Here is a 19338-nt window from a genome sequence, read left to right on the forward strand (position 1 = left end):
GCGGTGCCCGCGATCACCCCGACGACTCCGCCGCGTGCGGGCTCAGTACGCCCGCGCCGACCAGGGCGATGATGACGATGCCCAGGACCACCCGGTAGTAGACGAAGGGCATGAAGCTCTTGTTGGAGATCCACTTCATGAACCATGCGATGACCGCGTATCCCGACGCGAAGGCGATGACCGTGGCGAAGAGGGTGGGACCCCAGGCCACCTCGCTGTTCTCGCCCAGGGAGTCCTTGACCTCGAAGACGCCGGAGGCGAGGACGGCCGGGATGGCGAGGAGGAAGGAGTAGCGGGCCGCGGCCTCGCGCTTGTAACCCATGAACAGGCCGCCGCTGATGGTGGCGCCGGAGCGTGAGACGCCCGGGATGAGGGCGCATGCCTGGCAGAGGCCGAAGATCAGGCCGTCCCGGATGCCGAGGTTCTCCAGGGTCTTGCGCTGCTTCGGGCTGCGGTGCCGTCCGCCGGACTCGTCGCGGGCCGCCAGCCGGTCGGCGATGCCGATGACCACACCGACCACGATCAGCATGGTCGCCGTGATCCTGAGGTCCCTGAACGGCCCCTCGATCTGGTCCTTCAGCGTCACCCCGAGCACGCCGATCGGGATCGAGCCGACGATCACCAGCCAGCCCATCTGCGCGTCGTGGTCGTGCCGCATCGACTTGTCGAACAGCGAGCGGAACCAGGACGAGATGATCCGCCCGATGTCCTTGCGGAAGTAGATAATGACCGCCGCCTCCGTACCGATCTGCGTGATCGCGGTGAAGGCCGCGCCGGGATCCTGCCAGCCCGAGAAGGCCGCCGTCAGCCGCAGATGCGCGCTGGAGGAGACGGGCAGGAACTCGGTGAGTCCCTGGACGAGTCCGAGGACGAGGGATTCAAACCAAGACATGGAGGTGTGGCGTCCAAGCGCTGGGGAGCGTAGGGGGATCATGCGACGCAGGGCAGCGTAGCGGGCGCCGTTGGCAAAGCCTTCACAGGGGGTTGGTCATGCGCTGGTCATGAACGGCGGGCGATCGGCGGGGGTACGAGGGGCGTCGGGGCGGTGGCGTCAACGCCCGCGCAACTGGTGCCGCTTGCGCCAGGCCAGCGCCGTACCGGCCAGCGCGGGCAGCCCGATCACGGCCAGCGCGATGAGGAACGCGGGGGAGGTCGGCGTGGAGGCGCGGGCCCCGGCGACGGCGTAGGCGGCCGTGTTCGGGATCGAGCCGAGCGCCGTGGCGAGCAGGAAGGGCAGCGCGCGCATCCGGGAGACGGCCGCGCAGTAGTTCGCCGCCCAGAACGGCACGCCGGGAAAGAGCCGGGCCGCCAGCATCGACCGGAAGCCGTGCCGGCTGAGCTGCCCGTCGGCCGCCTTCAGCCAGCGCCCGCGCAGCAGCGGGCGCAGCGCGTCCTGGCCCAGCGCCCGGCCGAGGCCGAACGCCAGCCCCGCGCCCAGCACCGTGCCCGCCAGCGCCGAGGTCAGCCCCAGCGCGGAGCCGAACAGCGCGCCGGCCGCCAGGTTCAGCAGCGGGCGCGGCACGAACGCCACCGTGCACACCCCGTACGCCAGCGCGAACACCCCGGCCGCCGTGAACCCGCCGAGCTGCGGCGGCCAGCCCTGGGTGAGGTAACGCTGCGGATCGAGGACCAGCACGGTCGTGGCCGCGCCCGCGAGCAGCAGGAGCAGCAGGGCGAGGCGGGCGTACGGCGACGGCCACACGAGCGTGGCGCGCGCGACGAGTCCGGCGCGGGTGAGGAGGGGGACGGGCACGGCGACGGTCGGCCTCAGGGCGACGGCCGGGGGAGCGGCCGTGGCGGTGCCCCCAGAGCGGGTGGTGGCATCGGGCATTCGGCGACACTAACCGACACAGGGGTGTGATCGGCGTATGGTTCACGGCCGTTGACCCCTTACGGGCCGCGGAAAACCGTTCGACGTGGGACGACGCGTGCGCCATGATCTGCGTCATGTTCCGGTACGCCTTCCTCGCAGCATCCGCGGTCGCGGACGCACCGAAGGCTGCCGTCCTCGTCCTCGTGGCCGCCGTCGACGGCGCCCGAAGCTGACCCTCTCCGGATAGTCCGGCGGACCCCGCGAGGGGAGGGTCGGCGAGTCCCAGGGGTCCCCGTGCTCTCCACGCACCACCAAGACCACGAGGAACAGCCATGCCCAAGACGGCGTACGTGCGCACCAAGCCGCACCTGAACATCGGCACCATGGGCCACGTCGACCACGGCAAGACCACGCTGACCGCCGCCATCACCAAGGTGCTCGCCGAGCGCGGCACCGGCACCTTCGTGCCCTTCGACCGCATCGACCGCGCCCCGGAGGAGGCCGCGCGCGGCATCACCATCAACATCGCGCACGTCGAGTACGAGACCGACACCCGGCACTACGCCCACGTCGACATGCCCGGCCACGCGGACTACGTCAAGAACATGGTGACCGGCGCCGCCCAGCTCGACGGGGCGATCCTGGTCGTCTCCGCGCTCGACGGGATCATGCCGCAGACCGCCGAACACGTGCTGCTCGCCCGGCAGGTGGGTGTCGACCACATCGTGGTCGCGCTGAACAAGGCGGACGCCGGTGACGAGGAGCTGACCGACCTGGTCGAGCTCGAGGTGCGGGAACTGCTCACCTCGCAGGGGTATCCGGGGGAGACCGTGCCCGTCATACGGGTCTCCGGGCTCAAGGCGCTGGCGGGCGAGCCCCGTTGGACGGCCTCCGTGGAGGCGCTGCTCGACGCGGTCGACACGTACGTGCCGATGCCGGAGCGGTACCTGGACGCGCCGTTCCTGCTGCCGGTGGAGAACGTGCTCACCATCACCGGTCGCGGCACCGTCGTCACCGGTGCCGTCGAGCGGGGCACGCTGCGCGTCGGCGACCGGGTGGAGGTGCTCGGCGCCGGGGTGGAGAGCGTGGTCACCGGGCTGGAGACCTTCGGCAAGCCGATGCCGGAGGCGCAGGCCGGGGACAACGTGGCGATCCTGCTGCGCGGGGTGCCGCGGGACGCGGTGCGGCGCGGGCACGTCGTCGCGGCGCCCGGCAGTGTGGTGCCGAGCCGCCGGTTCTCGGCGCGGGTGTACGTGCTCGCCGGGTCCGATGGCGGCCGCACCAAGCCGCTGTCCACCGGGTACCGGCCGCAGTTCTACATCCGCACGGCGGACGTGGCCGGTGACATCGACCTCGGCCCGTTGGCGGTCGCCCGGCCCGGCGAGACGGTGGAGATGACCGTGGAGCTGGACCGGGAGGTCCCGCTGGAGCCGGGGCTCGGGTTCGCCATCCGTGAGGGCGGGCGGACCGTGGGCGCCGGGACGGTCACCTCCGTCGGCTGAGCGGTGCGGGGTGCGCGGGGGCTCGTCCCCGCGCACCCCGCCCGAGCGGCGACAATGGCCGGGTGAGTGAATCCGTACCCGTGAGCAGGACCGTCGACCACGGCACCGCCAAGCTGATGCCCGACGTCGACCGGGACCGGGCCTGGCTGCTCACCGTCGACGGGGCTCCGCAGTCCTACGTCGACCTGGACGAGCCGGAGCACCTGGAGTTCGAGTACGCCCGGCGGCTCGGCCACGCCCTCGACGTGGTGGCCGAGCCCGGCCGGCCACTGGACGTGCTGCACCTGGGCGGGGGAGCCCTCACCCTGCCCCGGTACGTGGCCGCGACCCGGCCCGGTTCCCGGCAGGACGTGGTGGAGGCCGACAAGGGGCTGCTGGACCTGGTCACCGAGCACCTGCCGCTGCCGCCCGGCTCGGGCATCACCACGCATGCCGCCGACGCCCGCGCCTGGCTGGAGGCGGCCCCCGACGACAGCGCCGACGTCCTGATGGCGGACGTCTTCGGCGGCTCCCGCGTCCCGGCCCACCTCACCTCCCTGGACTACGTCCGCGAGGCGGAACGGGTGCTCCGCCCGGACGGCGTCTACCTGGCCAACCTCGCCGACGCGGCCCCGTTCGGCTTCCTCCGCTCCCAACTGGCCAACCTGGCGGCGACGTTCGAGGAGCTGGCCCTGATCGCGGAGCCGGCGGTCCTGCGCGGCCGCCGCTTCGGCAACGCGGTCCTCCTCGCCTCCCACCACCCCCTGGACACGGCTCCCCTGGCCCGCCGCACCGCCGCCGACGCCTTCCCCGCCCGCGTCGAACACGGCGCCTCCCTAGGCAAGTTCATCGGCTCCGCCCGCCCCGTCTCCGACCCGGACGCCGTCCCGTCCCCCGAGCCCCCGGCCGGGGCCTTCGGCATCGGCTGAGGGGCGCGCTGCGAGTTCGGCCTGTCGCGCTACTACTTGCGTCCGAAGGCCGCCAAAGCTGCCAGGACACCTGTGAGCAGGGCAGCCAGGGAGCCGGCAGTGGCCGCGCCGTCCTGCTTTCCGAGCACCACCAAAAGGACGTACGCCCCCGTGGAGATGATCAGCGCCAGCACGATGACCCACCAGGGGACCGGCGGCCTGTATTCGGGTGAGTGGCGTGACTTGGATGACTCGGTTGCAGGTTCGGAAGACATGCATGCTGCCTCTCGACGGGTGCGCGAGTGCGTCCGGACCGACGCTCCGCCCAGCATTCCGGCCCTGGTCATAAATGACTAGTCATCAGAGGCCATTGACTTTTGGCTGGCTGCCGCTACCGGCGTGCTCTTGGTGTCGAGGGGCAAGTGGGGCGCCGCCGCATCCCGCCCGTCCCCGCGGCGCAGCGTGCGGATGTCCGGGATCAGGAGGACCAGGGCCGTGGCCAGGAGGATGAGGGCTGAGGTGCCCCACAGGGCCGGGGTGCGGCCGAAGGCCGACTGGGTGGGGCCTGCCAGGGCCGTGGCCAGGGGGATCAGGGCCACCGAGCCGAACCAGTCGTAGGCCGAGACGCGGGAGAGCTTGTCCTCGGGGATCTCCTGGTGCAGGGCGGTCATCCAGGAGACGCCGAACACCTCCACCGCGGCACCGGCGACGAACATGACCCCGTACAGGACCCCCACGGGCACCGGCACCGCCAGGGCGGCCGAGGGGAGGGCCAGGGGGAAGACGCAGAGGGTGCCGGCGAGGAGGAGCCGACGGGGGCGGTAGCGCGTCATCAGCAGGGCGCCCGCCGCCGTGCCCGCGCCGAAGGCGCCCAGGGCCAGGCCCCAGGGGCCCGCACCGCCCAGGCTGTCGCGGGCCACCAGGGGGCCGTAGACCGCGTTGGCCGCGCTGACCACCGCGTTGACCAGGGAGAACTGGACGACGATGCCCCACAGCCAGGGCCTGCCGATGAACTCCCGCCAGCCCTCGCGGAGATCGGCCAGCATGCCGCTGCCCGGTTCGCGGGCCGGGATGTGGCTCACGTCGAGGAACGCGCGGAGCGCACCGGCGAGGGCGAAGCAGGCCGCGTCCAGCGCCAGCACCCAGCCGGGGCCGATCATGGCCACCAGCGCGCCGCCCAGTGCCGCCCCGCCGAGCGCCGCACCCTGGGTGGCCATCCGGAACAGGGCGAAGGCCCGGCCCGCGTGCTCCCCCTCCACGGAGGAGAGCAGCATGCCCTCGGCCGCCGGGCTGAAGAACGCCTGACCGGTGCCGCCGAGCGCGCTGAGCAGCATCATCTGCCACAGCCGGGGTTCACCGGTGAGAACCAGCACGGCGAACGCGCCCTGCGAGACGCAGTTGAGGGCGTTGGCCGCGACCATCACCCGGTGCCGGGGCAGCCGGTCCGCGACCGCGCCGCCGATGAGCAGGAACACCACCAGCGGCAGGGTGCGGGCGGCGGCGACCAGGCCCACGTCGCCGCCGTCGCCGCCCGCGTCCAGCACCGCGAACGCGGCCGCTATCAGCGACCCGTTGGCGCCGAGGCCGGCGACGACGGCCGCGGCGGTCAGCAGGGAGTAGTTGCGGCCCGCCCAGGAGGGGCGTGCGGAGGAGTCCGGGATCACCGGCCGACTATGGCCGCGTGACCCCGGGACTGCCAACCCGATTACGAGCCGTCCGTCAGCTCTCCGTGGGGTCGCCGTGCAGCCGCACCGAGGAGAGGATCTTCATGATGGTCGCCGTGTCGACCTCCCCCTTCACGCCCTTGGCGCCGTAGAAGTCGAACGACACGATGTCCTGTGCGGAGTTGCGGAAGGCGAACGAGATGGCCTTGCCGTCGCTCGCGCACTTGCCCTTCTGCGGGCTGCCCGACGAACGCGCCCACGCGTAGGCGCCCTTGACGCCCGAGGTGGTGACGTAGGACTTGGTCTTCTTGTCGTACGTGAGGCTCTTCTTGTCCGGCTGGGTGTAGCCGCCGTAGACGTACCACGGCACCCGCATGACCGCGGCCTGCTCGGGGCTCTTCGCGCCGCTCTCGCCACGCGTGCCGGCGACGGCGAGCGAAGTGTCCTCCTTGCGGCCGTCCTTGTCGCTGTCGTCCGTGCACCACTTGGACTTGTAGACGGCGGGCGCGGACACCGAGGTGATCAGCTTGTCGTCGTCCGCGTGGTCCTCCATGAAGTAGGAGGTGTCCGTGGACTCGAGCTGCCAGTCCGCCGGTACGTCGAAGGCGGTGCCGAACTTCGGGTTGACGACGACCTTCCAGCCCGCGATGACCGGCTTCTCGCCGTCACCGCCGCGCGGGTTGTCGTCCGTCGCGGACTCACTCACCGACGGTTCGGGCGTGGGCGACTGGCTCGTCCTCCCGCCGCCCTTGGCCTCGTTCGGGCCGTCGTCCTCGGATCCGAGGACCAGATACCCCGTCACCCCAGCGGTGACGACGACCGCGAGAGCCGAGACGATGGCGACGACCTTGACCCGCTTGCTCCCGCCCCCCGGCTTCCCCGGCGGCTGCGGCGGACCCCACTGGGGCTGCTGCCCATAGGGGTTCGGCTGCGGGTACTGCTGGTAGCCGGGCTGCTGATACGGATTCGGCTGCTGGTAACCCGGCTGCTGGTACGGGTTGTCCTGCGGGTTCTGCGCGCCCCCTGGCGGCTGCTCTCCTGGCCACATGGCCAGCAACCCTAATGCGCCACGGGACACGTTTCGGTCACCGTCCCTCGTCAGGGGCGTACCGAAACGGAGAGGGGCGGGGCTGGCCAGGCTCGCTACCCGTCGGTAACATCACGGTCATGACAGTTGAGAGCGCCTCCATGGGCGACATGCTGGCCGCCGCCGTGCCGATGGTGCGGACCCTGAACCTGGAGTTCATCGAGGTCACCCCGGAGCGCGCGGTGCTCCGGTTGCCGGACCAGTCCGAGTACCACAACCACCTCGGCGGACCGCACGCCGGCGCGATGTTCACGCTGGCCGAGTCCGCGAGCGGCGCCATCGTGCTCACCGCCTTCGGCGACCAGCTCTCGCGGGCCGTGCCGCTCGCGGTGCGCGCCGAGATCGACTACAAGAAGCTCGCCCTCGGCCCGGTGACCGCCACCGCCACCCTGGGCCGCCCGGCCGCCGAGGTCGTCGCGGAGCTCGACGCGGGCAGCCGTCCGGAGTTCCCCGTCGCCATCACCATCGAGCGCGAGGACGGTTCCGTCTCCGGCGAGATGACCGTGGTCTGGACCCTGCGTCCGAACGGCTGAGGCCGCTCGGGGACTCCCGGGGGCGCGCCGGACACCGGCCCGCGCCCCCGGCCGCCGGTTCGCGCTCGTCGCCGGTGTGCGCCGACCGGGTAGCCTTCCCCCGAAGGTGCCCGTGCGCGGCGTCTTCGGCAGGGTGCGACAGCGACTGGGAGGAACCGGCGGTGCACGTGCAGGAATGGCTCGACTCGGTGCCCGCGGTCGCCGTCTATGCCGTGGTGAGCCTGGTGATCGGGCTGGAGAGCCTCGGCATCCCGCTGCCCGGCGAGATCGTGCTCGTCTCGGCCGCGCTCATGTCCTCCCAGCACACCGGGATCAACCCGGTCGTCCTCGGTGTGTGCGCCACGGCCGGCGCGGTGATCGGTGACTCCATCGGCTACGCGATCGGCCGCAAGGGCGGCCGCCCGCTGCTGGCGTGGCTGGGGCAGAAGTTCCCGAGCCACTTCAGCGAGGCGCACGTCGCCACCGCCGAGCGGTCCTTCGAGAAGTGGGGCATGTGGGCGGTCTTCTTCGGCCGCTTCATCGCCCTGCTCCGCATCTTCGCCGGCCCCCTGGCGGGCGTGCTCCGCATGCCCTACTGGAAGTTCCTGATGGCCAACGTCCTCGGCGGCATCGTCTGGGCGGGCGGCACCACCGCCGTCGTCTACTACGTCGGCATGGTCGCTGAGGACTGGCTCAAGCGCTTCTCCTGGCTGGGCCTGGTCGCCGCCGTCGTCATCGGCCTCACCTCCCTCCTGCTCATGAAGCGCCGCGCGAAGCGCAACGGGTCCACGGAGCGGACCCCCGAGGCCGAGCCGGTCGGCGCCGACCAGCCGTAGGGGCCCTGTCCGCGTCCGGCCTACTCGTGCACCGCCCGGTGGGTCTTCGCCAGGTCCGCGTACAGGGTGCCGTTCAGGGTGACGCCCTGGCGTTCCTCCTCCGAGAGTTCACGGCGGATCTTGGCCGGGACGCCCGCCACCAGGGAGCCGGGGGGTACGACCATGCCCTCGGGGACCAGGGCCTGGGCCGCGATCAGGGAACCCGCGCCGATCACCGCGCCGTTCAGGACCGTCGCGCCCATGCCGATCAGGCAGTCGTCCTCGACGGTGGCGCCGTGGACGACGGCGTTGTGGCCGATGGAGACGCGTTCGCCGATCGTGACCGGGAAGCCGGGGTCGGCGTGCAGGGTGACGTTGTCCTGGACGTTGGCGTCCGCGCCGACGGTGATCCGCTCCACGTCCCCTCGCACCACCGCGCCGTACCAGACGCTCGCCCCCGCCCGCAGGGTCACGTCGCCGATCACCGAGGCGTTCGGGGCGACGAACGCCTCCGGGTCGATCGCCGGTTCCCTGCCGCCGATCCCTGCGATCAGGGCCTTGTGCGTCATCCGTGTCCACCGTCTCTCTGCCGGGCGAAATCGAGGGAGACCGCGCCGGGCGGTCTCCCCGCGCACGGTAGGGCATCACAGGGCTCATCGGATGGGGTGAAGATCACAGCCGTCCGGCGCCTCCCGGTGAGCGACCGCTGAGTAACGTGGGCGGGTGCCGAAGCGCAAGAACACGTTCTCCTCCTGGCGACAGGGGCTCGCCCAGCGCGCCGTCCATGCGGCGTGGGGCTGGGCGCAGCGCAGCGGAGCGGTCACCGCGGCGCATCCGGGCCGGTTCCGGTTCGGCGCGATCGGCGAGGCCACCCGGCTCGCCTTCCCGCTCGGCACGGTCTTCGGCGAGCGCTGGATCACGCTCGGCTCCCACTGCATCGTCGGCGAACAGGTCACCCTCACCGCCGGGCTCATGCCGGACCTCGACCTCGGCCCCGAGCCGATCCTGCGGATAGGCGACGGCGTCGTCCTCGGCCGGGGCAGCCACGTCATCGCCGACACCACGGTCACCATCGGCCGCGACTGCTACTTCGGCCCCTACGTCTACGTCACCTCCACCAACCACTCCTACGACGACCCGCACGAGCCCATCGGCCGCCAGTGGCCCCGGATGGAACCGGTGGAGATCGGCCCCGGCTGCTGGATCGGCACCGGTGCGGTGATCCTGCCCGGCGCCCGCATCGGCCGGAACGTGGTGGTCGCGGCCGGCGCGGTGGTGCGCGGCACGGTCCCGGACCACGCCGTGGTCGCCGGGGCGCCCGCCCGCGTCGTACGGCGCTGGACCCCCGAGGACGGCTGGCAGCCTCCGCTGCGCACACCCGCCCCGGTGCCGCCCCCGGCCGGGGTGACCTCCGCGCAACTGGGCGCGCTGGCCGCCCTGGACGAGGAGCAGGTCGAGCGGCTGGCCGAGCTGGACGCGGAGGGCTGAGCGGGCGGGCGCGTGCTCCGTACCGGACCGCGCAGTACAGTGCGGTGCACGATCGGGTGCGGCACACCGCGGTCCCGTGCACTCGATCCGGTCATTCCTTCCCGTGACCTCCGGGACCCCTGTGGCCCCTGTGAACCCCGATGGACGTGATGTGGCGGACCTCGACCTGCTGACCCAGTTCCTTGCGCGCAACGTCCGCCGCTGGCGCACCGAGCGCGGCTTCACGCTGGAGACGCTGGCCGCCCGCGCCGGGGTCAGCCGGGGCATGCTCATCCAGATCGAGCAGGCCCGCACCAACCCCAGCATCGGCACCGTCGTCAAGATCGGGGACGCGCTCGGCATCAGCGTCACCACCCTGCTCGACTACGAACAGGGCCCCAGGGTCCGCGTCGTCCCCGCCGACCAGGCGGTCCGGCTCTGGCACACTGAGGGCGGCAGCTACAACCGGCTGCTGGCCGGCACCGAGGCGCCCGGCCCGCTGGAGCTGTGGGACTGGAAGCTGATGCCCGGCGAGCACAGCAGCGCCGACCCGCACCCGTCCGGCACGGTCGAACTGGTCCACGTCACCTCCGGCGAACTCACCCTCGAAGTGGACGGGGTACGGCACGCGGTCCCCGCCGGGGCGAGCGCCACCTTCGAGGCCGACGCCCCGCACACCTACGGCAACGACGGCGACGTGCCGATGCGGATGGTGATGGCGGTCTCCGTACCGCCCGTGCGCTGAGGCCCCCGCACGGGCTGTTACCGTGCCGCCATGCGCGCGCCCATCGGAGACTTCGACAACGCCATCCCCGCCCCCGACTGCCTGGCCGAGCTGACCACACCGGTCGCCGACGCCGTACGGAACTGGCAAGGGGCCGTCCCCGCCGAGCAGATCCTCTACGTGGACACCGACCCCGACCTCGCGGACACGGCCGTCTTCGTCGAGCACTACGGCGCGGACCTGCCCGAGCGCAGCGCCAACTGCGTGGTGGTGGCGGGCAAGCGCGGCGGTGAGACCACGCTCGCCGCCTGCCTGGTGCTCTCCCGGACCAAGGTCGACGTCAACGGCACGGTGCGCCGTCAACTCGGCGCCCGCAAAGCCTCGTTCGCCCCGATGGACCTGGCGACCGGCGAGACCGGCATGGAGTACGGCGGCATCACCCCGCTCGGACTCCCCGCCGCCTGGCCGCTGTTGATCGACTCGGCCGTGGTGGACCTGCCCTACGTGCTCGTCGGCAGCGGCCGCAGGCGTGGCAAACTCCTACTGCCGGGCAAGGCGTTCGCGGAGATCCCCGGTGCGACCGTGATCGAGGGACTCGGAGTGGCGCTCTAACCGAGCCGGGGGATCTCGATCGCCGGGCAGGCGTCCATCACCATCGCGAGCCCCGCCGCCCGCGTCCGCTCGTACGCGGCCTCGTCCACCACACCGAGCTGGAACCAGACCGCGCGGGCCCCCCGGGCCACGGCCTCGTCGGCCACCGCGCCCGCCAGCTCGCTGTTGACGAACACGTCGACCACGTCCACGTCGAACGGGATGTCGGCGAGCCGGGCGTACCCCGGTTCGCCGGCCACCGGCTCCGCCTTCGGGTGCACCGGCACGACCCGCTTGCCGTGGCGCCGCAGCACCTCCGCCACCCCGTAGGCGGCCCTGGACCGGTTGTTCGACAGGCCGACCACCGCCCAGGTGTCGCCCGGTCCGGTCAGGATGCTGCGGATCGTCGCCTCGTCGCCGTACACGGCGGCCTCCTCCAAGCGCGGGAACTGTGCCGTCCGGACAACAGCGGACACCGCGCGCCGATTCCCCCGATCGGCCCGCCACGCTGTCCGGAATCGGCACAAGGTGCTGCGTCCGGGCGTCCGCGCGCCTACGCTCGCTGCGTGCTGCACATCCTGGACGCCCGGACCGGTGAGCCCGTCCCCGCAACCCCCGCCCGCCGCGGTCTGACCCGCGTGGAGGCCCACGCGGGTGGCCTCGACCTGACCGCGCTGCGCGTCCTGCTCACCGCCGACCTCCTCGTCCGCGCCCTCGAACTCGGCGGCACCCCCGTCTGGACGATGCTCACCGCACCCCGTGAACAGGCCGAACTCGGCAGCGCGGCCAACGCGTTGAGCATCCGCCCCTTCGAGGACAGCCGGGATGTGGCGTCGGGCCTGGGGGAGGCGCAGGTCGTCCATGTACGGGCGGCGACGCAGGAGCCCCCCGAGGCCGGAGTGGTGGTCGCCGTGGCCCCGGCCGGGCGGGCGGGGGCGGAGGAGGACGTACAGGGACTCCTCGACGACCCCGCCGCCCTGCGCCTGGCTCTGCTCCGCGTCCCGCGCGACGAGCCCGCCCGGCTGGACGACGGTGCGCTGCACGAGGCCGCGCGGACCGTGGCCGAGTGGCGGGCCGGGGTGGCCCGGTGGGGCAACCGGCCCTCGCGCCCGGTGCCGGACGAGGTGCGGGCCCGGCTCCGCGCGGCCTGGGAGGACGACCTCGACCTGCCCGGCGTGCTCGCGGTGCTGCGGGACGTGGCGGAGTCGCCCGACCTGCCGGACGGCGCCCGCTTCGAGACCTTCCTCTACGCCGACCGGCTGCTCGCCCTCGACCTCGCCGGGGAGCTGGGCAACCCGCTGTGAGCCCGCTCAGCCGACATGCACCCAGGGACGCCGCTCCGGGTCCGGCTCCGCGCGCCGCAGCACCTCGCGGGTGACCGGCGCCGCCTCGCCGTTGCCGAAGACCAGGAACTTGACCAGATGGCCGACCGGGTTGCCCTCGGTCCAGTTGAAGTAGACGTGCGGCACCTGGCCGGTGCGGTCGCGCAGCGCCAGCAGCACGGCCGCGATGGTGTTGGGCACCGTCGGCCCGTCCGCGCGCAGCCGCCGTACCCCGTGCTTCTCGTCGCCGTGGACCGTGATCTCGCCGGTGAACTCGGACGAGTCCTGGACGAAGACCTCCAGGAACACCACGGAGGCGCCCTTGGGGAGCCGGGTGTGCTGGCGCTGCTCCCGCTCCTTGGCCCGGTACTCCTGCCGGCTGTGCTCCTCCGGCTCGTTGGCGATGAGCTGGAGCGGGCCGTGCTCGGCGGCCGCGTCGATGATGCGCAGCGCGGCCTCGTCGAACACCACGTCGGTGGCGCGGAGTTCGAAGGCGCGGTGCACCCGCGAGCCGATCGAGGTCAGCACGATCAGCACGATGAAGATGGACGCGATCTTGATGCCGTCGGGCCGCTCGATGACGTTGGCGACCAGGGTGTAGGCGAAGACGGCGGTGATCACCCCGAAGCCGGTCGTGGCGGCCCGGCGCCCGCGCCGGTGCACGGCGACCGTGGAGGCGAAGGCCGCCGAGAGCATCAGCACCAGCACGCCGGTCGCGTACGCGCCGCTCTGCGCGTCCACGCTCGCGTGGAACCACAGGGTGATCAGCACCGCCGCCACCAGGAACACCAGCACCAGGGGCCGTACCGCCCGCGCCCACTCGGGAGCCATGCCGTAGCGGGGCAGATAGCGCGGGACCAGGTTGAGCAGCCCGGCCATGGCGGAGGCGCCCGCGAACCACAGGATGGTGATGGTGGAGAGGTCGTAGACCGTGCCGAAGATCTCGCCCAGGTACCGGTGGGCCAGATAGGCGAGGGCGCGACCGTTGGCGGGGCCGCCGGACTCGAAGTCCTTCTCCGGGATCAGGATCGTCGTCGCCAGGCTGGACAGCAGCAGAAGGCAGCTCATGATCAGCGCGGCGGTGGTCAGCAGTTTGCGGGCGCCCCGGATACGGCCCGCCGGGTTCTCGTAGGTGTCCTGCGGGGCGCCCTTGATCTGCGGCATCACCGCCACCCCGGTCTCGAAGCCGGACATGCCGAGCGCGAGCTTGGGGAAGACCAGCAGGGCCACGCCGACCATGGCGAGCGGGGAGGAGTGCTCCGTCGTCAGCAGGTTCGTCCAGTCCTCGACGCGCACCGGGTGGGAGAGGATCTCGTAGCCGCAGACGGCGAGCACCACCACGTTGAGCGTGAGATAGGTGACGACCAGGACCACGGCGATCCCGATGGCCTCCTGGAAGCCCTTCAGGAAGACCGCGCCGAGCAGCCCGAGCAGGACCAGGGTGATCCAGACGTTGCCGCCCTCGGTCCAGTGCGGGGCGAACGGGTTCTCCAGCACATGGGCGGCCGCGTCCGCCGAGGACAGGGTCATGGTGATCATGAAGTCGGTGGCGGCGAACCCCAGCAGCACCAGGACCAGGATCTTCCCCGACCACCAGGACAGCAGCCGCTCCAGCATGGCGATCGAGCCCTCGCCGTGCGGGCTCTCGTGCGCGACCCTGCGGTAGACCGGTAGGGCGCCGAAGAGGGTGAGCGCGATCAGTACCAGGGTCGCCAGCGGCGAGAGGGTGCCGGCCGCGAGGGCGGCGATGCCGGGCTGGTAGCCGAGCGTGGAGAAGTAGTCCACCCCCGTCAGGCACATCACCCGCCACCACCGGTGTTCCTTCTGGTCCGGATGCGGGGTGCGGTGCGGTCCCGGATGGCGGGCGGTCCGCTCGCTCAGGCCCTCCAGCAGCCAGCCGCGGCAGCGGGCCCGCACGGAGTCCGGGGTGGGGCCGCCGGGGTCCGAGGGCTGCACGGGGACGCTGGTCATACGCTGCTGCCTCCTCACCCGCGGCCCACCGCGCGGGCCGCCTGATCGCTGAGCGCGTGTGCCCCGCATCCTCCCCCGCACACCGGGGACGGGCGGGCTCGGCGCTCCGCATAGGCTGGCGGGATGCAGGACGAGTACCGCACAGTGGCCCGCGCGGGTGTGCACGAGACCGAGATCAACCGCTCCCGTTTCCTGTGCGCGCTCGCCCCGGCCGCCACCGAGCGGGAGGCGCAGGAGTTCGTCGCCGCCATCCGCAAGGAGCACGCCGACGCCTCGCACAACTGCTGGGCGTACGTGATCGGCGCCGACGCCTCCACCCAGAAGGCCAGCGACGACGGCGAGCCCGGCGGCACCGCCGGAGTGCCCATGCTCCAGATGCTGCTGCGCCGCGACATGCGGTACGTCGTCGCCGTCGTCACCCGGTACTACGGCGGTGTGAAGCTCGGTGCGGGCGGGTTGATCCGCGCCTACGGCGGCTCGGTCGGTGAGGCGCTGGACGCCGTCGGCACCCGCACCCGGCGCCGCTACCGGCTGGCCACGGTGACCGTCGACCACCAGCGGGCGGGCAAGGTGCAGAACGACCTGCGCTCCACCGGCCGCGAGGTCCGCGACGTGCGCTACGGCGAGGCGGTCGCCATCGAGATCGCCCTGCCGGACGCCGACGTGGACGCCTTCCGCGGGTGGCTCGCCGACGCGACGGCGGGCTCGGCGGACTTCGAGCTGGGCGGCGAGGCGTACGGCGACGCCTGATTGGGACCAATAGGGCATAACGCCCAAATTCGCAGTGACCGGGGCGCGTTGTCCGAGCCTCCCGTTAGTCTCGGGAGCCATGAGACTCCTGCACACCTCCGACTGGCATCTCGGCCGGGCGTTCCACCGGGTGAACATGCTCGGTGCCCAGGCCGAGTTCATCGGTCACCTCGTCGCCACCGTGCGCGAGCGGGCCGTGGACGCCGTCGTGGTGTCGGGAGACGTGTACGACCGCGCGGTCCCCCCGCTGGCCGCCGTCGAGCTGTTCGACGACACGCTGCACCGCCTCGCCGAGCTGGGCGTGCCCACCGTGATGATCTCCGGCAACCACGACTCGGCCCGCCGCCTCGGTGTCGGCGCCGGGCTCATCGACCGCGCGGGCATCCACCTGCGCACCGACCCGGCCGCCGTCGGCACGCCCGTCGTCCTCGCCGACGACCACGGCGACGTCGCCTTCTACGGCCTGCCCTATCTCGAACCCGCCCTGGTCAAGGACGAGTTCGCGGTACCGAAGGCCGGACACGAGGCCGTCCTCGCCGCCGCCATGGACCGCGTCCGCGCCGACCTCGCCGGCCGCGCGCCCGGCACCCGCTCGGTCGTCCTCGCCCACGCCTTCGTCACCGGCGGCGAGGCGAGCGACAGCGAACGGGACATCACCGTCGGGGGAGTGGCCGCCGTCCCCGCCGGGATCTTCGCGGGTGCGGACTACGTCGCCCTCGGTCACCTGCACGGCTGCCAGACCCTCGGCGAGCGCGTCCGCTACTCCGGCTCCCCGCTCGCCTACTCCTTCTCCGAGACCGACCACCGCAAGAGCATGTGGCTCGTCGACCTGGACGCCGAGGGCGCCGTCACCGCCGAGCGCCTCGACTGCCCGGTGCCGCGCCCGCTCGCGCGGGTCCGGGGCACCCTGGAGGAGCTGCTCGCCGACCCCGCGCTGAGCCGCCACGAGGACGCCTGGGTCGAGGCCACCCTGACCGACGCCGTCCGCCCCGCCGACCCCATGGCCCGGATCGCCGCCCGCTTCCCGCACACCCTCAGCCTCGTCTTCGCCCCCGAGCGGGCCGAGGACGACCCCGCCGTGTCCTACGCCCGGCGCCTGGCCGGACGCGGCGACCAGCAGATCGCCGAGGACTTCGTCGCCCATGTGCGCGGCTGTGCCCCCGACGAGCGGGAGACCGCCGTGCTGCGCGACGCCTTCGACGCCGTGCGCGCCGACGACGCGGTGCGGGAGGTGGCCCGATGAGGCTGCACCGGCTGGACATCACCGCCTTCGGGCCCTTCGGCGGCGCCCAGAGCGTCGACTTCGACGCCCTCTCGGCCGCCGGACTGTTCCTGCTGCACGGCCCGACCGGCGCCGGGAAGACCTCCGTGCTCGACGCCGTCTGCTACGCCCTCTACGGCTCCGTCCCCGGCGCCCGGCAGGGCGGCCAGGGCACCCACCTGCGCAGCGACCACGCCGACCCCCGCACCCGCACCGAGGTCCGGCTCGAACTCACCGTCGCCGGACGCCGGCTGGAGATCACCCGGCAGCCGCCCTGGGAACGGCCCAAGAAGCGCGGCACCGGCACCACCCTCGACAAGGCCCAGACCTGGCTGCGCGAGTACGACGCCGTGCGCGGTGCCTGGAAGGACCTCAGCCGCTCGCACAACGAGATCGGCGAGGAGATCACCCAGCTCCTCGGTATGAGCCGCGAGCAGTTCTGCCAGGTCGTCCTGCTGCCCCAGGGCGACTTCGCCCGCTTCCTGCGCGCCGACGCCGAGGCACGCGGCAAGCTCCTCGGTCGCCTCTTCGACACCCGGCGCTTCGCCGACGTGGAGAAGCGGCTGGCGGAGCGCAGGCGCGCCACCGAGGCACGGGTGCGCGAGGGCGACACCGCCCTGCTCGCCGACGCCCACCGCATGCAGCAGGCGGCCGGTGACGCCATGGAGCTGCCCGACCTCGCGCCCGGCGACCCGGGTCTCGCCGTCGCCGTCCTCGCGGCCGCTGCCGTCGCCCGCAGCACCGCCCGCGAACGCCTCACCGTGGCCCACTGCCGACTCACCGCCGCCGAGTCGGCCCACGGCAGCGCCCAGGAGGAGCTGGCCGGCACCCGCGACATCGCCCGGCTCCAGCACCGGTTCGCCGAGGCCCGGGAGCGCGCCGCGCGTCTCGCGGAGCGGGCCGGGGAGTACGAGGAGACGCGGGCCCGCATGGAGCGCGGCCGCAAGGCGGAGAACGTGGCGCCCGCGCTGGAGCTGCGCGAGGACGCCGAGCGGGCGCACCGGCGGGCCGTCCAGGCCGAGGAGGACGCCCGGCGGGCCCTGCCCGACGATCACGCGGACTCCGGCGCCCCCGGTCTCGCGGCCGGCGCCCGGCGCGCTGCCGAGGAGCTGGGCGGCCTCGCCTCCGCCCGCCGCGCCGAGCACCGGCTCACCGGACTGCTCGCCGAACGCGACGGCCTCGACCGGGAGGAGCGCGAGGACGAGGACACCGCCCGCGAGGCGGACGCGTGGCTCGACGGCTGGGAGGCCGCCCGCGCGGCCCTCCAGACCCGTATCGAGTCCGCCCAGGAGTCCGCGTCCCGTGCCGAGGCCCTCGCCGCCCGGCGCGAGCCCGCCCGGCGGCGGCTGGACGCGGCCCGCCGCCGCGACCGGCTGACCTCGGACCTCACGGCCGCCGAGCGTCAGACCCTCGACTCCGGTCAGCGCGCCCAGGACCTGCGCGGGCGCTGGCTCGACCTCAAGGAACAGCGCCTGACCGGCATCGCCGCCGAGCTGGCCGCCCACCTCACCGACGGCGCGCCCTGCGCGGTCTGCGGCGCCACCGAGCACCCCGCCCCGGCCCGCAAGGACGCCGGACACGTCGACCGCGAGGCCGAGCAGCACGCCTTCGAGGAGCACCAGGAGGCCGAGCGGGAGCACGGCGAGCACAAGCAACGCGGCACCGAACTGCGAGCCGCGCTGGACGCCGTCACCGCCGAGGCCGGGGACACCCCCGCCGACCGGATCGCGGACGAAGTCGCCGAGCTGGAGCGCGAGTTCGAGCAGGCCCGCCAGGGCGCCTCCGCCCTGCACGCCGCGCGCGAGGAGCTGCGCCGGGCCGAGGCGGAGCGCGAGCAGCGGCTCCAGTCGCGCCAGCAGTCCGCAGTCCGGGCCGCCGCCCGGCTGACGAGGCGCGACACACTCGACGGTGAACAGACCACCCTCGAAGCCGAGTTGACGCGGGCGCGCGGAGCCGCCGAGAGCGTCGCCGCCCGTGCCGCGCAGTTGGAGCGGCTGGCGGCCGTGCTCACCGAGGCCGCCGACGCCGCCCGAACCGCCGAGGAAGCCGCCGTACGCCTGAAGGAAGCCGACGCCCGCCTCGCCGACGCCGCCTACCGCGCCGGCTTCGACACCCCGAGCGCCGCGGCCGGTGCCCTGCTGGACCCCGCCACCCACCGCGCACTCCAACACCGCCTGGACGAAAGGCAGTCGGAGGAGTCCGCCGTACGCGCGGTCCTCGCCGAGCCCGAGACGGTGGCGGCCTCCCGGCACGCCCCCGCCGACCTCGTCGCAGCGGGAGAGCGCGCCGCCGGTGCCGAGCGACGGCTGCGGGAAGCCGCCTCCGCCCGCGACGAGGCCGCCCGTCGCACGGCCGAGCTGGACCGGCTCTCCGCCCGCGCCGAGGACGGCGCCCGCCGCCTCGCCCCGCTGCGCGAGGAGTACGACCGGGTGGCCCGGCTCGCCGCCCTCGCGGCAGGCACCAGCGCGGACAACGAACGCCGGATGCGCCTGGAGTCCTACGTCCTCGCCGCCCGCCTGGAGCAGGTCGCCGCCGCCGCGACGGCACGCCTCAGGCTGATGTCCGCCGGGCGCTACACCCTCGTCCACTCCGACGACCGCAGCGGGCGCGGGCGCAGCGGTCTCGGCCTGCATGTCGTGGACGCGTGGACCGGCCGGGAGCGGGACACCGCGACCCTGTCCGGCGGCGAGACCTTCTTCGCCTCCCTCGCCCTCGCCCTGGGCCTCGCCGACGTCGTCACCGACGAGGCAGGCGGTGTCCGGCTCGACACCCTCTTCATCGACGAGGGCTTCGGCAGCCTGGACGACCAGACGCTCGACGAGGTCCTCGACGTCCTGGACTCCCTGCGTGAACGCGACCGTAGCGTCGGCATCGTCAGCCACGTCGGCGACCTGCGCCGCCGCATCCACGCCCAACTGGAGGTAGTCAAGGACCGGACGGGGTCGTCGCTGCGCCGGCGCGGTGCCTGAGGC

At 73.3% G+C, this 19338-nt stretch carries 19 protein-coding genes; 11 read left to right on the forward strand and 8 right to left on the reverse strand.

Annotation, left to right across the window (positions count from 1 at the left end):
* Nucleotides 1-13 precede the first annotated feature (13 nt).
* Complete coding sequence (locus tag HEK131_RS11470; RefSeq protein ID WP_217460533.1) at nt 14-892, reverse strand: undecaprenyl-diphosphate phosphatase; 879 nt, start codon at nt 890-892, stop codon at nt 14-16.
* Between the two features lie 159 nt (nt 893-1051).
* On the reverse strand, nt 1052-1831 hold the full coding sequence (locus HEK131_RS11475; RefSeq protein WP_217460534.1) for a TVP38/TMEM64 family protein: 780 nt from the start codon (nt 1829-1831) through the stop codon (nt 1052-1054).
* 314 nt (nt 1832-2145) lie between these two features.
* Here HEK131_RS11475 and tuf point away from each other — a divergent pair, with 314 nt between their 5' ends.
* Together tuf and HEK131_RS11485 are read left to right on the forward strand one after the other, a co-directional pair.
* Nucleotides 2146-3315 (forward strand): elongation factor Tu, encoded by a 1170-nt coding sequence (gene tuf / locus HEK131_RS11480; RefSeq protein ID WP_244334698.1) that lies wholly within the window; start codon nt 2146-2148, stop codon nt 3313-3315.
* A 62-nt stretch (nt 3316-3377) separates the two neighbouring features.
* Nucleotides 3378-4223 (forward strand): spermidine synthase, encoded by an 846-nt coding sequence (locus HEK131_RS11485; RefSeq protein WP_244334700.1) that lies wholly within the window; start codon nt 3378-3380, stop codon nt 4221-4223.
* A gap of 32 nt (nt 4224-4255) precedes the next feature.
* On the opposite strand, the gene HEK131_RS11490 is transcribed toward HEK131_RS11485, so the two are convergent.
* From HEK131_RS11490 to HEK131_RS11500, 3 genes are all read right to left on the reverse strand, one after another.
* Nucleotides 4256-4396, reverse strand: coding sequence for a hypothetical protein (locus HEK131_RS11490; RefSeq protein ID WP_217460537.1), 141 nt, complete (start codon nt 4394-4396; stop codon nt 4256-4258).
* Between the two features lie 159 nt (nt 4397-4555).
* Nucleotides 4556-5863 carry an MFS transporter gene (locus HEK131_RS11495; protein WP_244451990.1) on the reverse strand — a complete coding sequence of 436 codons (1308 nt, stop codon included), beginning with the start codon at nt 5861-5863 and terminating at the stop codon, nt 4556-4558.
* 58 nt (nt 5864-5921) lie between these two features.
* On the reverse strand, nt 5922-6914 hold the full coding sequence (locus HEK131_RS11500; protein WP_244334702.1) for a hypothetical protein: 993 nt from the start codon (nt 6912-6914) through the stop codon (nt 5922-5924).
* 119 nt (nt 6915-7033) lie between these two features.
* Between HEK131_RS11500 and HEK131_RS11505 the strand changes: the two genes are divergently transcribed.
* A complete protein-coding gene (locus tag HEK131_RS11505; protein WP_161147355.1) occupies nt 7034-7486 on the forward strand; it encodes a DUF4442 domain-containing protein in 453 nt (150 codons plus the stop codon).
* 161 nt (nt 7487-7647) lie between these two features.
* Complete coding sequence (locus HEK131_RS11510; protein ID WP_244334704.1) at nt 7648-8301, forward strand: DedA family protein; 654 nt, start codon at nt 7648-7650, stop codon at nt 8299-8301.
* A gap of 20 nt (nt 8302-8321) precedes the next feature.
* Here HEK131_RS11510 and HEK131_RS11515 read toward each other — a convergent pair whose 3' ends face one another.
* Nucleotides 8322-8849 (reverse strand): gamma carbonic anhydrase family protein, encoded by a 528-nt coding sequence (locus tag HEK131_RS11515; protein WP_244334706.1) that lies wholly within the window; start codon nt 8847-8849, stop codon nt 8322-8324.
* Nucleotides 8850-9003: 154 nt separating this feature from the next.
* Between HEK131_RS11515 and HEK131_RS11520 the strand changes: the two genes are divergently transcribed.
* From HEK131_RS11520 to HEK131_RS11530, 3 genes are all read left to right on the forward strand, one after another.
* A complete protein-coding gene (locus tag HEK131_RS11520; protein ID WP_244334708.1) occupies nt 9004-9768 on the forward strand; it encodes an acyltransferase in 765 nt (254 codons plus the stop codon).
* A gap of 151 nt (nt 9769-9919) precedes the next feature.
* Nucleotides 9920-10492 (forward strand): helix-turn-helix domain-containing protein, encoded by a 573-nt coding sequence (locus HEK131_RS11525; RefSeq protein WP_244334710.1) that lies wholly within the window; start codon nt 9920-9922, stop codon nt 10490-10492.
* Between the two features lie 30 nt (nt 10493-10522).
* On the forward strand, nt 10523-11083 hold the full coding sequence (locus tag HEK131_RS11530) for a YbaK/EbsC family protein (protein ID WP_217460542.1): 561 nt from the start codon (nt 10523-10525) through the stop codon (nt 11081-11083).
* Here HEK131_RS11530 and HEK131_RS11535 read toward each other — a convergent pair.
* Nucleotides 11080-11487 (reverse strand): CoA-binding protein, encoded by a 408-nt coding sequence (locus HEK131_RS11535; protein ID WP_244451991.1) that lies wholly within the window; start codon nt 11485-11487, stop codon nt 11080-11082. The two genes, HEK131_RS11530 and HEK131_RS11535, sit on opposite strands and share 4 nt — an antisense overlap.
* Nucleotides 11488-11628: 141 nt before the next feature.
* On the opposite strand from HEK131_RS11535, the gene HEK131_RS11540 reads away from it, so the two are divergent.
* Nucleotides 11629-12366: a hypothetical protein gene (locus tag HEK131_RS11540; RefSeq protein ID WP_217460543.1), complete on the forward strand. Its 738-nt coding sequence runs from the start codon at nt 11629-11631 to the stop codon at nt 12364-12366.
* A 6-nt stretch (nt 12367-12372) separates the two neighbouring features.
* Here the strand turns inward: HEK131_RS11540 and HEK131_RS11545 are convergent, their stop codons facing one another.
* On the reverse strand, nt 12373-14355 hold the full coding sequence (locus HEK131_RS11545; RefSeq protein WP_217460544.1) for an amino acid transporter: 1983 nt from the start codon (nt 14353-14355) through the stop codon (nt 12373-12375).
* 123 nt (nt 14356-14478) lie between these two features.
* On the opposite strand from HEK131_RS11545, the gene HEK131_RS11550 reads away from it, so the two are divergent.
* The 3 genes from HEK131_RS11550 (at nt 14479) to HEK131_RS11560 (ending at nt 19335) form a co-directional block, all read left to right on the forward strand.
* Entirely contained in the window at nt 14479-15105 is a 627-nt protein-coding gene (locus HEK131_RS11550; RefSeq protein WP_244334712.1) for a YigZ family protein, read from the forward strand.
* Between the two features lie 79 nt (nt 15106-15184).
* The gene (locus tag HEK131_RS11555) at nt 15185-16348 is read left to right on the forward strand and encodes an exonuclease SbcCD subunit D (RefSeq protein WP_244334714.1); all 1164 of its coding nucleotides are present in this window, start codon (nt 15185-15187) and stop codon (nt 16346-16348) included.
* A complete protein-coding gene (locus HEK131_RS11560) occupies nt 16345-19335 on the forward strand; it encodes an AAA family ATPase (protein WP_244334716.1) in 2991 nt (996 codons plus the stop codon). Before HEK131_RS11555 ends, HEK131_RS11560 begins: the two co-directional genes overlap by 4 nt.
* Nucleotides 19336-19338 lie beyond the last annotated feature (3 nt).

The sequence above is a fragment of the Streptomyces seoulensis genome, assembly GCF_022846655.1.
GTDB lineage: Bacteria > Actinomycetota > Actinomycetes > Streptomycetales > Streptomycetaceae > Streptomyces.

Excerpts from the sequence above, each read along its gene's own strand:
- HEK131_RS11500 (WP_244334702.1), bottom strand. The coding sequence starts at position 6,914 with ATGTGGCCAGGAGAGCAGCCGCCAGGGGGCGCGCAGAACCCGCAGGAC.
- HEK131_RS11550 (WP_244334712.1), top strand. The coding sequence starts at position 14,479 with ATGCAGGACGAGTACCGCACAGTGGCCCGCGCGGGTGTGCACGAGACC.
- HEK131_RS11515 (WP_244334706.1), bottom strand. The coding sequence starts at position 8,849 with ATGACGCACAAGGCCCTGATCGCAGGGATCGGCGGCAGGGAACCGGCG.
- HEK131_RS11505 (WP_161147355.1), top strand. The coding sequence starts at position 7,034 with ATGACAGTTGAGAGCGCCTCCATGGGCGACATGCTGGCCGCCGCCGTG.
- tuf (WP_244334698.1), top strand. The coding sequence starts at position 2,146 with ATGCCCAAGACGGCGTACGTGCGCACCAAGCCGCACCTGAACATCGGC.
- HEK131_RS11560 (WP_244334716.1), top strand. The coding sequence starts at position 16,345 with ATGAGGCTGCACCGGCTGGACATCACCGCCTTCGGGCCCTTCGGCGGC.
- HEK131_RS11475 (WP_217460534.1), bottom strand. The coding sequence starts at position 1,831 with ATGCCCGATGCCACCACCCGCTCTGGGGGCACCGCCACGGCCGCTCCC.
- HEK131_RS11530 (WP_217460542.1), top strand. The coding sequence starts at position 10,523 with ATGCGCGCGCCCATCGGAGACTTCGACAACGCCATCCCCGCCCCCGAC.
- HEK131_RS11470 (WP_217460533.1), bottom strand. The coding sequence starts at position 892 with ATGTCTTGGTTTGAATCCCTCGTCCTCGGACTCGTCCAGGGACTCACC.
- HEK131_RS11545 (WP_217460544.1), bottom strand. The coding sequence starts at position 14,355 with ATGACCAGCGTCCCCGTGCAGCCCTCGGACCCCGGCGGCCCCACCCCG.
- HEK131_RS11555 (WP_244334714.1), top strand. The coding sequence starts at position 15,185 with ATGAGACTCCTGCACACCTCCGACTGGCATCTCGGCCGGGCGTTCCAC.